The following is a 13,420-nucleotide window of genomic DNA, read 5'->3' as shown; positions in this document are numbered from 1 at the left end:
TCACTATGGCTTCTACAGCTTGGTATCGTACAGGCACGATAGCGCTTGTGCAAAATTCAGCCACCGTTACCGGAACAGGGACACAATGGAACAACCCGGTTTACGGTGTGGCTCCTGGCCAAATGCTGCTGGTGCCCGGTGCGGGTACGGTGGTGATGTATGAGATTCAGCGCGTGGTCTCAGATACGCAAATCACCTTGGCAACGCCATATACCGGCAGTGCCGCCACGGGGCAGCAGTATGCGATTGTCACAGCCCTAGTGGGCAGCGTGGCGGATTTCTCGCGGCAACTGTCGGTGTTGGTGAGCCAGTGGCAGAGCCAACTGGATGGTTGGCAGCAGATCCTCAGCGGCACCGGGGATGTCAAACTGACCGCGCCTGATGGTTCGACCGTGACGGTAAAATCGCAGGCGGCGTTGACGGCGGCGATTAATGATACGCTGAATAAATCGACGACGATGACGCAGACGGTAGCAAGTGCGGTTGAATTCAAGAAAAACATCACATCTAACGGCGATCAGCAAATGCGTGCTACCAGCACAACGCCGAATCTGTTGCTGAGATTCCGCGACATTAATGACGTGGAAAAGGGGGCTATCTATGCGCAGACGGATACGGGAGCAATGAATATCCGCTGGAATGGGACTGTAAATACGGCATCATTCCGGGCAGATGGATTTGTCTCGCTGTATAATGGCCTCGTATTAAATAACGCCTACACCACTACAAGTGCTGTACCTGATATTGGTACACTTCCGTTTATATTTCGTGGTGGTGATAGGGCAGATCTTGCTCATCCAAATAATGCGAGCATAGCAACGAGTAATGGTTTCTCAGTTGTTTCTACAGCGACAACAAACCTTGCATCTAATGTGAATCATGGGCAACCAGTATTTTCTGTGGATGCAAGAGCGGGTACCGCAAAGGTATTAAACAATCTGTATATAGGCTCTACCCCGGTAGCCACTAAATCTACATCACTAAGTACGCTTGATTTAGATATTATTAAGGATGAAGGAGATTATTATCAGGCTGCAACATCGAATGCTACATCTGAGAAAAATTATCCGATTGCGGCGGCAGGAACATTACGCGTACTCAATCACGTTGCATCATCAAATGGCCGAAAAGGCGTAACTCAGATTTACTATCCCTGGCATGTTGCTGATTATTATTATCAGAGAGTTTTTAATGCTCCGACTGATGCGTGGGATGTTTGGCAACTATATGAATCACAAAGTAAAAACGACACTCGTTATATAAAAATTGGTGATTATGGTGTAGGCGTTACATCATCTGTTATATCTACTGATGCTAACGCCGCTGCATCAAACCAGTTTTTCACTTGGCCTGTTAACACGCCAGGGGCGCCAACAGTTCAAGGATTTTTTGGCATTGAAGGGGCTGACTCTGGTTCACGTTGGCAAATGGCTTTTATACGTGGCACGGCAACACCTGATCTATCTATCAGAGTTAGGACACCGTCGGGAACGTGGTCTCCTGCGTGGTCAAAAATCTGGCATAGTACAAACACCACAGTAGATGCCAACGGTTTTGTCAAGAAAGCTTCCCCAATTATTCGTCTATCCAATGCTCCAGAAAAAATGGCTGCCGATTACCTGTCTGGCTTTACGCTTGCCGGAGTTGGTGCCGTCAATGGTGAAGCCGCAGGAGTCTCCGCTCAACGGCTAGCAACAGGGATATACCAGATTACGGGCTCCTTGGGGCTGGCAACCGAAGGCTGGCAGATTGAAATTCCGCAGGATACCAACGGTAATCGTCTGGTGTTTGCCAGCACGGAAGTAGATGAGGATGGCACCATCAGGGTGTACACCCACAAGCGCCGGTTCGATCCAGAGAGCGCAATGGTGGTAGCCGGGGAGCCGATGGATATTCCCGAAGGGCGTTGGATCGATCTGCGCTTAAGCATGCCAGCTCAGCCAGAACCAGAGATCGTCGAACCAGAAGAGGTACAACCTGAATCTGAGGTTGATGCTGAATCTACAACCGATAATAAAGCCGAATAAACAACCGCTAATCTGCTCTGCAACCGCAGGGCTGCATATTTGAAGAATACGTAAGGCATGCATAGCCATAGCCGCATTGAACACTCTTTTCTAACGTTCTTATCTTCAGCAATATAATCACAAAGGAAATTAACAATGGCTTCTACAGCTTGGTATCGCTCAGGCACGATAGCGCTTGTGCAAAATTCAACCACCGTTACCGGAACAGGGACACAATGGAACAACCCGGTTTACGGTGTGGTTCCTGGCCAAATGCTGCTGGTGCCCGGTGCGGGTACGGTGGTGATGTATGAGATTCAGCGCGTGGTTTCAGATACGCAAATCACTCTGGCAACGCCATATACCGGCAGTGCCGCCACGGGGCAGCAGTATGCGATTGTCACAGCCCTAGTGGGCAGCGTGGCGGATTTCTCGCGGCAACTGTCGGTGTTGGTGAGCCAGTGGCAGAGCCAACTGGATGGTTGGCAGCAGATCCTCAGCGGCACCGGGGATGTCAAACTGACCGCGCCTGATGGTTCGACCGTGACGGTGAAATCGCAGGCGGCGTTGACGGCGGCGATTAATGATACGCTGAATAAATCGACGACGATGACGCAGACGGTAGCAAGTGCGGTTGAATTCAAGAAAAACATCACATCTAACGGCGATCAGCAAATGCGTGCTACCAGCACAACGCCGAATCTGTTGCTGAGATTCCGCGACATTAATGACGTGGAAAAGGGAGCGGTATTTTCAGATACCTCAACCGGAAATATGACTATACGCTGGAATGGCACAGCATATTCTATTAACGCTAAAGCCGATGGCTCTGTCACATTTCCTGGCCCGCTTTATTCCAATAATAGTCAAGTTGCGACACGCGCCGCCTCGCTTGGCACGCTGGATTTAAATACCCTTATTGATGAAGGTGATTTCTATCAAGCTATAAACTCTAATGCTACTGCTGTTAGAAACTATCCAGTAAGTTTGGGGGGGACTCTGAAGGTTTACAATCATAGAGCAACTAATGCCCCTGGTGGGCCTGCGGCGATAACTCAGGAGTACCGACCACAATCAGATAGCAGCATATTCTATAGCCGGAACTTTATGGCGTCATCACAGGTTTGGACTGATTGGAACTTATATGAACCACGAAGTAGAAATGATGCACGTTACTTACAAATCGGTGCGTATGGTTTAGGTACTGATAGCAGACCATCATTAACTGGTTATACATTAGCGTCAGATTACCGAGTAAACGGCGCATTTTATGCCAATGTATCATCAATGACTGACACATTTGATGCTGCAAATAACCATGTTTTTAACGTTTTTGGATATTCAAACAGGACATATGGTTTTCAAGTCGCCTTCCCATTCGGCACTGATAAAATGGCTTTCCGGCGCATACAAAATAATGGCGTTGGCGCATGGAAAGAGCTCTGGCATAACGGAAACACAACAGTAGACGCCAACGGTTTCATCAAGAAAGCCAGTCCAATCGTCAAACTATTCGGTAATGGTCAATGTGAACTCAACGGTGAAAGCCAGGGCGTAACCACCGAGCGCATCAGCGAGGGCGTTTACCGCGTTTTCGGTACGCTTGGTTTTAACTCTGATGCTGAATGGGGCGGTATTGACGGTGGTATTGAGATCCCTACCGATCGCAACAAACTGCCGCTTGTTTGGGTGGATTATGAAGTTGAAGAATCCGGCGATCTACTGATCAAAACCTTCCATCGGGCAAATTCATCTGCCCCTACTTTCGCTCAAAACATTGTTACTGGTTACAAGGACGGCGACCCGATCGATATCCCTGCGGGCCGCTGGCTGGATCTGCGCGTGCAAGTCTATGGCGCAGAGCCGAAATCGGCAGATCTTCAGCCTACAACCGATCTTAACGACGAATCAAGCGAAGATAGCCGTACCGAGTAATGGTGTTATCTGCTGTATCAGGCCCCGTAATGCGGGGCTTTTTTATTTCTGAGGAGAGTCTATGTCAGAACCCATTTCAAGTGCGGCAATGGCGACCGCTATTGTCACCGGCGCGACCATCGCCGGGCTGCTGTCTGGCCCAGAGGCCGCCGATGTGGTGATTGGTGCGTTTATCGGTTCGGTGATCTTCGTCATTAGCGCGAAAGATTACCCTTTTGCCACCCGAACCGTGCTGTTTATCGTGTCGTTCGTCATTGGTGTGGTATCGAGCGAATTTTTTGCCAATGCAATATCCACTACTTTGCCGGGCGAATTGGCGGTGACCAAGCTGATTGGCGCCATTGTCAGTTCAGCCGTCAGTGTCCGTTTATTAATGGCATTAACCAAGCGTGCGGCAGACCCAGGTCTGCTCAAAAAAGGGGGGCATAACAATGAGCCTTAATACCCTATTGGTCGTTATTAATGGAATAGCCTGCGGTTTGATCGCACTACGGCTGCTCGCCTTTCGCCGTGGCAAGAATGGGCATAATTATGGCGCGGCCATTTTTGCTTTTTGCATCATTGCGGCCAGCGGCACGGTGGCGATCCGCCTTATTCTAGGCGTATACGATGAGGTGGACCCCGCCGAAGCCCTACTCAACGTTGCGCTATGTATTGGTGTGTTTTCGGTTAAGGGTAACATTAAGCTATTAGTTCGCTTTTCTGGTATTAAAACAGGTGAGGTTGACCATGAATAGCCTGACATCTCAGGATTATCAACGGGCAGCAACACTGCTAGGTGTTCCTTGTGCCGCCGTGCAGGCGGTGGCTGAGGTGGAAAGTGTGGGGAGGGGGATGTTGCCTGATGGCCGGCCAAAAATTCTGTTCGAACGCCATGTATTTCGCCGCTTACTGCTGGAAAAGGGTATGAAAACTGATGGTCTGCCTACCGATCTGGTTAATGGCGCGGTTGGTGGCTATAGCGGCGGTGCAGCAGAGCATGAGCGTTTGGCACGGGCTGCGAGTATCGAGCGTGAATGTGCGCTCCAGTCATGCAGTTGGGGAGCGTTCCAGATCATGGGCTATCACTGGAAATTATTGAAATACCCTAATTTACAAGCTTTTATTAACGCTATGTATAGCGGCGAAGCGGCACAGTTGGAGGCTTTCGTGCGTTTCATCAATGCCAATCCGGTGCTGACCAAAGCCTTGCGTGCGCTTGATTGGGCTAGCTTCGCCAAGGGTTATAATGGACCTGGCTATGCGAGCAATAACTATGACAAAAAAATGGCTGCGGCTTTTAGCCGGGCGGGAGGTCGATGATGAAAACCTACGGGGCACTGATGGTGTCCCTGCTGTTAATCATTCTTATAGGCCAGTTGGTGCTGCATTATCAGGCCAAGGTGACGGCTGATTTTCTTTATCCCAGTAGCCTTATACCTCATCGGTAAATGGTGGCTTACTCAAAACCCTCTAAATAGCGTTTAGCGGTGCCATGCTATTTTTTCTTTTTAGTTTTTCCTTGTTCCGAAGCAGGCCGCGCTTGCGCCAGCTCTTTAATCAATGGCAACAGGATCTGTAGGCTGTCGCGGCTGCGTTGTTCGATGCGCCCCGGTAGATTACTCTCAAGATACTGTAGATTGTCGTATTGCGGGCGATGCCAGGTCACTCCCTGCGGAAACTGCGGGCTGACAGCCGTTTGCTGATAACCATCTTTATCGCCCAGCGACCAGTTGGTCGCTTCCACCGCTAAAACCGGGATTTTTGCATCGTCAAAAACCGTGTGATCGGAGCAGCAGCCGGTTCCCTTGGGGTACTTTTTACTGCCTGGGTTAATGGCGGCGGTAATCCCGTAGCGCTGTGCGATTTCTAACGCACGATCGCGGGTGACTTTGGCAACCTCCGGCGCGGTGTTGCGCCCTGAATGGAAATAGAGTTGATCGCCAGCGATCAGGTTATCGAGATTGATCACTAACAGCGTGTTGTCGCGTTCTTCCTGCGTCATGCGCCTCAGGTAGTTTTTTGCTCCCAGCGATTTGAGTTCCTCACCGCTGGTGGCCAGAAAGCGCAACCTGTAAGCCGTGGAAATATCCTTCATCTGTTGTGCCACTTCCAGCATTACCCCAACACCGGAAGCATTATCATCCACGCCCTGCAGCGTCGGCCCGCCCAAGTTGTTGTGTACTTCATGGTCGCCTAGCGGGGTGTAGGTATCGAAATGCGCCATGATGATGATCTGCTTATCCTGCTTGCCCTTCTGGGCGGCAATCACCGAAGTAACGGTAACCTTGTTCCAATCTTCGCTTGTATCATTTTTGGTATAAAGATATTGGGCATCAAAGCTGCGGGTGTTGCTCAGGTAGCCCATACTGGCAAACTGTTGTTGCAGGTAATCTGCAGCGAGTAGTTCTGCCTGGCTGCCAGCCATCCGCCCGGGGAAATGCGTGGCGATATGCCGTATCTGCTTGGCGGCAAACCGGCCCAATGATGCGCCTTCCGCCGGTTTGGCGTTTTTTGTTTCTTTCGCTTTTTGGGGCGATTGGGTTGTGGGGGCAGCCTTGGCCGCATGGCTGACGGTGGAGAGCAGCATTTGTTCGGCAGCAAATTGGCCAGGGGCTGGCTCTGCAATGGCCGGGGCATTTGCCTTGTTAGCGATCAGACTATGTTCGGCAGCAAATTGGCCTAATTTGGCTTCCTTGACCGGTTTTGTGTTGGCCGAAATGCTTGTAACGCAGCCGAGAATTGCTACCAATAAAGCGGCTCTCAGGCAAAAGCGGGAAAACATACCGAAAAATCCTTTTTGGGTGCCAACGAGGCCGATTATTTTTTGCGGTATCCAGTATGGGATGCTATTGGCAATTACACAATTTCTGCGTTTCTTAATTTAGGGGTAAACGTGCGGGCGTTTGCTCCTTTGCTATTCCTCCCGGTTTGCGCTGCAGTCTTATACCCTTCATACTTCAAGTTGCTTGGGTGTTGGCTGCCTTCGTTCACCCCAGTCACTTACCTGAGTAAGCTCCTGGGGCTTCGCTCAGTTGCCGCCTACAAGTAACTCGAATTATTTTGGGTATATTCCATTATCGAACAAGCAATTCCTTTTCGTCATTTCAGAGGCTAAATCTCACCCCGTATAGTCATACTATCTTTCAGTTATATGAAAAGGCCGTTGTGGACTATCTACCAATATTTGCCGACCTTAAACAACGTCCGGTGCTGGTCGTTGGCGGCGGCGAAGTGGCTGCGCGCAAAGTCGATCTTCTCATACGTACCGGCGCTGAAATACGGATAGTTGCGCAGGCTCTTTCGCCGGAAATTGAACGTCTTTATCAGCAAGGACAGGTTCACTGGTTAGCCTTGTCTTTTGCTCCGCAGCAACTGGATGAGGTGTTTCTGGTGATTGCGGCTACCGATAACAGCCAACTGAACGCGGAGGTGTATGCCGAAGCGGATAAACGCCGCGTACTGGCAAACGTAGTGGACGATCAGCCGCGCTGTTCCTTTATTTTCCCATCAATTATCGATCGTTCACCGCTGGTGGTGGCTGTTTCTTCCAGTGGTCAGGCTCCGGTGCTGGCGCGCATGCTGCGTGAAAAGCTGGAGGCCCTGTTGCCTGCCAGCCTTGGGCAGGTGGCAGAAGTGGCTGGGCGTTGGCGCAGCCAGGTGAAACAGCAACTCTCATCTATCGGGGCAAGACGGCGTTTCTGGGAGAAAACCTTTGCTGGTCGTTTCGCGACCTTGGTAGCTAATGGCCAAACGGCGCAGGCTGAGCGGCAGTTGGCGCAAGATCTCACCGCTTTTGCGCAGGGCAACGAAGGCCAGCAGGGAGAGATCGCCCTGGTTGGGGCAGGCCCAGGCGATGTCGGCCTGTTGACGCTGCGCGGGTTGCAGGTGATGCAACAGGCAGACGTGGTGCTGTATGACCATCTGGTGAGTGATGAAACGCTGGACTTGGTGCGCCGCGACGCTGAGCGGATCTGCGTGGGCAAACGCGCCGGTGCGCACTCGGTGATTCAGGAAGAAACCAACCGCCTGCTGGTGGAATTGGCGCAGCAGGGCAAACGCGTGGTGCGGCTGAAGGGCGGCGATCCCTTTATCTTTGGCCGCGGTGGTGAAGAGCTACAGGTGGCTGCCGCCGCCGGGATCCCGTTCCAGGTGGTGCCGGGAGTGACCGCAGCCGCGGGGGCAACGGCGTATGCCGGTATCCCGCTGACGCATCGCGATCACGCGCAGAGCGTGACCTTTATTACCGGCCATTGCCGCCCGGACGGGGAGGGATTGGACTGGGCCGATCTGGCGCGCGCGCGCCAGACCTTGGCAATCTACATGGGTACCATGAAGGCGGCGGATATCAGCCGTAACCTGATCGCCCATGGCCGCGAGGCCAACACGCCGGTGGCGGTGATCAGCCGCGGCACGCGGCCGGATCAGCAGGTGCGGATTGGGGCGCTGCAACAATTGGAACAATTGGTCCAACAGGCACCATTGCCGGCGCTGCTGGTGATCGGTGAGGTGGTGGAACTGCACCATCAAATCGCCTGGTTTGGGCATCAACCGCAGGCGGATGGGGCTACGCCCCCGGCCGTCGTGAATTTGGCTTAAGGATCTGCTATGGACGAAAAACGACTCACTCATTTGCGGCAATTGGAGGCGGAGAGTATCCATATCATCCGTGAAGTCGCCGCTGAATTTGCTAACCCGGTGATGATGTACTCCATCGGGAAAGACTCCTCCGTGATGCTGCACCTGGCACGCAAGGCGTTTTATCCGGGGACCTTACCCTTCCCGCTGTTGCATGTGGACACCGGCTGGAAATTCCGTGAAATGTATGAGTTCCGCGATCGTACCGCTAAAGAGTACGGTTTCGAACTGCTGGTGCATAAGAACCCGGAAGGGATGGCAATGGGGATCAACCCATTCGTACACGGCAGCGCCAAGCATACCGATATCATGAAAACCGAAGGCCTGAAGCAGGCCCTGAATAAATACGGTTTTGATGCCGCCTTCGGCGGGGCGCGCCGTGACGAGGAGAAATCCCGCGCCAAAGAGCGCATCTATTCGTTCCGCGATCGCTTCCATCGCTGGGATCCGAAAAATCAGCGCCCGGAGCTGTGGCATAACTATAACGGCCAGATCAATAAAGGGGAGAGTATCCGTGTTTTCCCGCTGTCGAACTGGACCGAGCTGGATATCTGGCAATACATCTTCCTGGAAAAGATCGACATTGTGCCGCTGTACCTGGCGAAGCCGCGCCCGGTGGTGGAGCGTGATGGCATGTTGCTGATGGTGGATGACGATCGCATCGATCTGCAACCGGGTGAGATGATCAGCCAGCGTATGGTGCGTTTCCGCACCCTTGGCTGCTGGCCGCTGACAGGTGCGGTAGATTCTTCGGCGCAAACGCTGCCGGAGATTATCGAAGAGATGCTGATTTCCACCACCAGTGAGCGTCAGGGCCGCATGATCGATCGCGATCAGTCTGGCTCGATGGAACTTAAAAAGCGCCAAGGGTACTTCTAAGGAGCCGCCGGATGAACAACGTTATTGCACAACAAATTGCGCAGCAGGGCGGGGTGGAGTCTTATCTGCACGCGCAGCAGCACAAAAGCCTGTTACGTTTCCTGACCTGCGGTAGCGTGGACGATGGTAAAAGCACCCTGATTGGCCGTTTGTTGCACGATACCCGCCAAATCTATGAAGATCAGCTCTCTACGCTGCACACGGACAGCAAACGTATCGGCACGCAGGGCGAAAAGCTCGATCTGGCGTTGCTGGTCGACGGTTTGCAGGCCGAACGCGAGCAGGGCATCACCATCGACGTGGCTTACCGCTATTTTTCTACGGAAAAACGCAAGTTTATCATCGCCGATACGCCGGGGCATGAGCAGTATACCCGCAATATGGCAACCGGGGCGTCTACCTGCGATCTGGCGATCCTGCTGCTCGATGCACGCAAAGGGATGCTGGATCAGACCCGCCGCCACAGTTTTATCGCCACTCTGTTGGGGATTCGCCATCTGGTGGTGGCGGTAAACAAGATGGATCTGGTGGATTACAGCGAAGCGGTGTTTGAGCAATATAAGCAGGATTACCTGACCTTTGCCGAGCAACTGCCCAGCGATCTGAACATCAAGTTTGTGCCGCTGTCGGCGCTGGATGGCGACAACGTGGCAACCCAGAGCGAGCAGATGCCGTGGTACAGCGGCCCAACGCTGCTGGAAGTGCTGGAAACCGTGGATGTGATCAGCCAAAGGGAAAGCCAGCCGTTGCGCTTCCCGGTGCAATACGTCAACCGCCCGAATCTCGACTTCCGTGGTTATGCGGGCACCTTGTCTGCCGGTGTGGTGCACGTCGGCCAGCGCGTCAAAGTGCTGCCGTCCGGCGTGGAGTCAAACGTCGCGCGGATCGTCACCTTTGATGGCGACTTGCAGGAAGCCGTACCAGGCGAGGCGATTACGCTGGTGCTGAAAGACGAAGTGGATATCAGCCGTGGTGACCTGCTGGTGGATGCCGGTGAAACGCTGCAGGCGACGCAGAGCGCGCTGGTGGATGTGGTGTGGATGGCCGAGCAATCGCTGTTGCCGGGCCAGAGCTATGACATCAAGGTGGCGGGCAAGAAGACCCGCGCTCGGGTAGAAAGCATACGCCATCAGGTGGAGATTAACTCGCTGGCGCAGCATCGGGCAGACGTTTTACCGCTGAACGGCATCGGGCTGGTGGAACTGACCTTTGATGAACCGCTGGTGCTGGATAGCTATCAGCAGAACCACGATACCGGAGGCCTGATCTTTATCGATCGGCTGACTAACGTGACGGTTGGTACCGGGTTGATCCGCGAAGCGCTGCACCACCGCCAGCAGGTGGTAACCGGGGATTACAGCGCCTTTGAGCTGGAGCTGAATGCGCTGGTGCGTAAGCACTTCCCACATTGGGAGGCGCGTGATCTACTTGGAGGAAAATCGCGTGGTTGAGATCCGGCTAACCGGGCCAGATGATGAAAACGTGGTGTGGCATCCGCATGCGGTAACGCGTGCGGAACGTGAAACGCGTAACGGCCATCAAGGCGCGGTGCTATGGTTTACCGGCCTTTCCGGCTCGGGGAAATCCACGGTTGCCGGTGCGTTGGAGCTTGCGCTGCAGCAGTTGGGGATCAGCACCTATCTGCTGGACGGTGATAACGTGCGTCACGGCCTGTGTCGCGATCTGGGTTTTAGCGACGACGATCGGCGCGAGAACATCCGCCGCGTTGGTGAAGTTGCGAAACTGATGGTGGATGCCGGGCTAGTGGTCCTGACCGCCTTTATTTCGCCACACCGTGCTGAACGGCAGATGGTGCGGGAAATGCTCGATCCTGGCCGCTTTGTGGAAGTGTTTGTCGACACGCCATTGGCCGTCTGCGAAGCGCGCGATCCAAAAGGGCTGTACAAAAAAGCCCGTGCCGGCGAACTGCGAAACTTCACCGGCATCGACTCAGTTTATGAAGCGCCTCTCCAGCCAGAGGTTCACCTGCATGGCGAACAATTAGTAACAAATTTGACTGCGCAATTGTTAGACGTATTGCGTGGTCAGGCTATTATCAAACCCTGAATCCGAAAAAAGCGTGTGGCAGTTTTGTCATGCGCTTTTTACGCTAAGCCCGTCGCAGAGCGCGCCAATCGAATATGGATAGCCAGGGGGCGCTATGCAAGATATCACGCCGGTATTGACTAACTCACAGCAAGAGCAAGAAGAGCCTTCCTACTCATTCCTGGGGGGCATCAGCGGTTTTGTCTTTTACTGGTTGGCATTTGCGGTGCCCTTTCTGGTCTATGGTTCCAACACGCTGTTCTTCCTGCTTTATACCTGGCCGTTCTTCCTGGCGCTGATGCCCGTGTCGGTATTGGTGGGGATCACCGTCAGCATGCTGTTGCGCGGCAAGCTGTTGTTCACCTTACTGACGACCGGGGTGTTGGTGATCAGCCTGTTCTGGCTGATATTCAGTTTTCTGAGCGGTTGGTGATACTGAGCAGGGCGCAGATCTGCGCCCGAGAGATGTCCAAGCCGTGCCGAAGGTTACAAAACTTTGCTGAGGAATGCCTGCGTACGCGGGTTGTTAGGGTGGCTGAAGATCTGCTGCGGCGTGCCTTCTTCCTGAATAATGCCCTGATCGATAAACAACACCCGATCGGCCACCTCACGCGCAAAGCCCATTTCATGCGTTACCACCACCATGGTCATGCCTTCATGTGCCAGTGATTTCATCACCGCCAACACTTCGCCAACCAATTCTGGGTCTAACGCCGACGTCGGCTCATCGAACAACATGATTTTAGGCTCCATGGCCAGCGCGCGGGCGATCGCCACCCGTTGCTGCTGGCCGCCGGACAGGCTGCTGGGGTAGGCGTCGATCTTATCGATCAGCCCAACCTTATTCAGCAACACTTCTGCCCGCGTGATAGCCTCGGCGCGCGATAATCTTTTTACCTCCAGCGGTGCCATGATGATGTTTTCCAGCACCGTCATATTCGGGAACAGGTTAAAACGCTGGAATACCATGCCCACGCTTTCACGCATCTTGTTCAGATCGGTGTTCTGGTTGTGAATGGCAAAGCCGTTAACGTCGATCTCACCGCCAGAGAGGGTTTCCAGCGCATTGATGCAGCGCAGGAAGGTGCTTTTGCCAGAGCCGGAAGGGCCGATAATGCACACCACTTCATTAGGCGCGATCTCGCAGGAGATACCGCGCAGCACGTGGCTTTCGCCGAATTGTTTTTGCAGGTTATGTACGCGAATCACTTTTACCGAACCTTTTTTCCATGTGTTGCACCATCAGCGAAAGCAGGAAGGTGATGACCCAATAGACCAGTGAAATGGTCAGGTAGGGCTCCCAGTAGGTGGCATAGGCACCGGAAACGGTGCGCGCAGCGTAGGCCAGATCGGCCAGACCGATAGCGGAAGCCAGTGACGAATCTTTGACGATAGCGATCGCATTGTTACCCAACGGTGGCAACATACGGCGGAACGCCTGCGGCAGGATCACTTTGCGCATGGTTTTGCCGTAACTCATGCCCAGCGAGCGTGAGGCTTCCATCTGGCCGCGATCGATTGACTGGATACCGGCGCGGAAGATTTCTGAGACGTAAGCACCGGCGTTCAGGGTAATTGCCACCACGCACGACAGAAATGCGCCGTAATCGGAACGCAGCGCGCGTGCAAAATCGGTGCTCATCAGGCCGCTGGTGACCAGCAGCCCATCACGCGGGTTGATGAACAGCGGCACCAGCGCAAAATGCACCACCATGATTTGTACAAACAGTGGCGTGCCGCGAAACGCGCTGATGTAGATACGCACCGGCCATTGAACGCCATAGTGCAGAATGGGTTTCCAGATACCGTGCGGTGCCTGCGCCAGGCGGCCTAATCCCAGGATCAATCCCCAGGTGGTACCGAGTAGCACGCAGATAATGGTGCATTTGATGGTCATCCATGCGCCTTCCATAAACAGCGGCGCGTATTCCTGAATG

General features: G+C 53.5%; 14 protein-coding genes. 11 read left to right on the top strand and 3 right to left on the bottom strand.

Annotated features, from left to right (window positions below; genetic code table 11):
• Window positions 1–5 precede the first annotated feature (5 nt).
• The 6 genes from BMI79_RS12475 (at window position 6) to BMI79_RS24400 (ending at window position 5,371) form a co-directional block, all read left to right on the top strand.
• Window positions 6–2,027 (top strand): pyocin knob domain-containing protein, encoded by a 2,022-nt coding sequence (locus BMI79_RS12475; RefSeq protein ID WP_076942461.1) that lies wholly within the window; start codon window positions 6–8, stop codon window positions 2,025–2,027.
• A gap of 135 nt (window positions 2,028–2,162) precedes the next feature.
• Entirely contained in the window at window positions 2,163–3,941 is a 1,779-nt protein-coding gene (locus BMI79_RS24115; RefSeq protein ID WP_208611204.1) for a pyocin knob domain-containing protein, read from the top strand.
• 61 nt (window positions 3,942–4,002) lie between these two features.
• Window positions 4,003–4,383 (top strand): phage holin family protein, encoded by a 381-nt coding sequence (locus BMI79_RS12465; protein WP_076942459.1) that lies wholly within the window; start codon window positions 4,003–4,005, stop codon window positions 4,381–4,383.
• Window positions 4,373–4,678 carry a phage holin family protein gene (locus tag BMI79_RS12460; protein ID WP_076942458.1) on the top strand — a complete coding sequence of 102 codons (306 nt, stop codon included), beginning with the start codon at window positions 4,373–4,375 and terminating at the stop codon, window positions 4,676–4,678. The genes BMI79_RS12465 and BMI79_RS12460 overlap by 11 nt, the downstream gene beginning before the upstream one ends.
• Window positions 4,671–5,243 carry an N-acetylmuramidase family protein gene (locus BMI79_RS12455; protein WP_076942457.1) on the top strand — a complete coding sequence of 191 codons (573 nt, stop codon included), beginning with the start codon at window positions 4,671–4,673 and terminating at the stop codon, window positions 5,241–5,243. The genes BMI79_RS12460 and BMI79_RS12455 overlap by 8 nt, the downstream gene beginning before the upstream one ends.
• Window positions 5,240–5,371, top strand: coding sequence for a hypothetical protein (locus BMI79_RS24400; protein WP_279626670.1), 132 nt, complete (start codon window positions 5,240–5,242; stop codon window positions 5,369–5,371). The genes BMI79_RS12455 and BMI79_RS24400 overlap by 4 nt, the downstream gene beginning before the upstream one ends.
• A 47-nt stretch (window positions 5,372–5,418) precedes the next feature.
• On the opposite strand, the gene BMI79_RS12450 is transcribed toward BMI79_RS24400, so the two are convergent.
• Entirely contained in the window at window positions 5,419–6,705 is a 1,287-nt protein-coding gene (locus BMI79_RS12450; protein ID WP_244157341.1) for an aminopeptidase, read from the bottom strand.
• A 383-nt stretch (window positions 6,706–7,088) separates the two neighbouring features.
• Between BMI79_RS12450 and cysG the strand changes: the two genes are divergently transcribed.
• The 5 genes from cysG to BMI79_RS12420 all read left to right on the top strand — a co-directional run bounded on the left by cysG (window position 7,089) and on the right by BMI79_RS12420 (window position 11,916).
• Window positions 7,089–8,519: a siroheme synthase CysG gene (gene cysG / locus BMI79_RS12440; protein WP_076942455.1), complete on the top strand. Its 1,431-nt coding sequence runs from the start codon at window positions 7,089–7,091 to the stop codon at window positions 8,517–8,519.
• A gap of 9 nt (window positions 8,520–8,528) precedes the next feature.
• Complete coding sequence (gene cysD / locus BMI79_RS12435) at window positions 8,529–9,437, top strand: sulfate adenylyltransferase subunit CysD (protein ID WP_076942454.1); 909 nt, start codon at window positions 8,529–8,531, stop codon at window positions 9,435–9,437.
• A gap of 11 nt (window positions 9,438–9,448) precedes the next feature.
• Window positions 9,449–10,888, top strand: a complete 1,440-nt coding sequence (cysN, locus tag BMI79_RS12430; RefSeq protein ID WP_076942453.1) for a sulfate adenylyltransferase subunit CysN — start codon at window positions 9,449–9,451, stop codon at window positions 10,886–10,888.
• Entirely contained in the window at window positions 10,818–11,504 is a 687-nt protein-coding gene (gene cysC / locus BMI79_RS12425; protein WP_083704435.1) for an adenylyl-sulfate kinase, read from the top strand. Before cysN ends, cysC begins: the two co-directional genes overlap by 71 nt.
• A 94-nt stretch (window positions 11,505–11,598) precedes the next feature.
• Window positions 11,599–11,916 carry a DUF3561 family protein gene (locus BMI79_RS12420; RefSeq protein ID WP_076942452.1) on the top strand — a complete coding sequence of 106 codons (318 nt, stop codon included), beginning with the start codon at window positions 11,599–11,601 and terminating at the stop codon, window positions 11,914–11,916.
• Window positions 11,917–11,969: 53 nt separating this feature from the next.
• On the opposite strand, the gene BMI79_RS12415 is transcribed toward BMI79_RS12420, so the two are convergent.
• Together BMI79_RS12415 and BMI79_RS12410 are read right to left on the bottom strand one after the other, a co-directional pair.
• Window positions 11,970–12,692, bottom strand: coding sequence for an amino acid ABC transporter ATP-binding protein (locus BMI79_RS12415; RefSeq protein ID WP_076942451.1), 723 nt, complete (start codon window positions 12,690–12,692; stop codon window positions 11,970–11,972).
• Complete coding sequence (locus BMI79_RS12410) at window positions 12,676–13,395, bottom strand: amino acid ABC transporter permease (RefSeq protein WP_076942676.1); 720 nt, start codon at window positions 13,393–13,395, stop codon at window positions 12,676–12,678. The genes BMI79_RS12415 and BMI79_RS12410 overlap by 17 nt, the downstream gene beginning before the upstream one ends.
• Window positions 13,396–13,420: the final 25 nt, after the last annotated feature.

The sequence above is a fragment of the Serratia oryzae genome (assembly GCF_001976145.1).
GTDB classification, from domain to species: domain Bacteria; phylum Pseudomonadota; class Gammaproteobacteria; order Enterobacterales; family Enterobacteriaceae; genus Chania; species Chania oryzae.
Note: the sequence above shows the minus strand (reverse complement) of the source record. Positions and strands in the feature narration are given on the sequence as shown.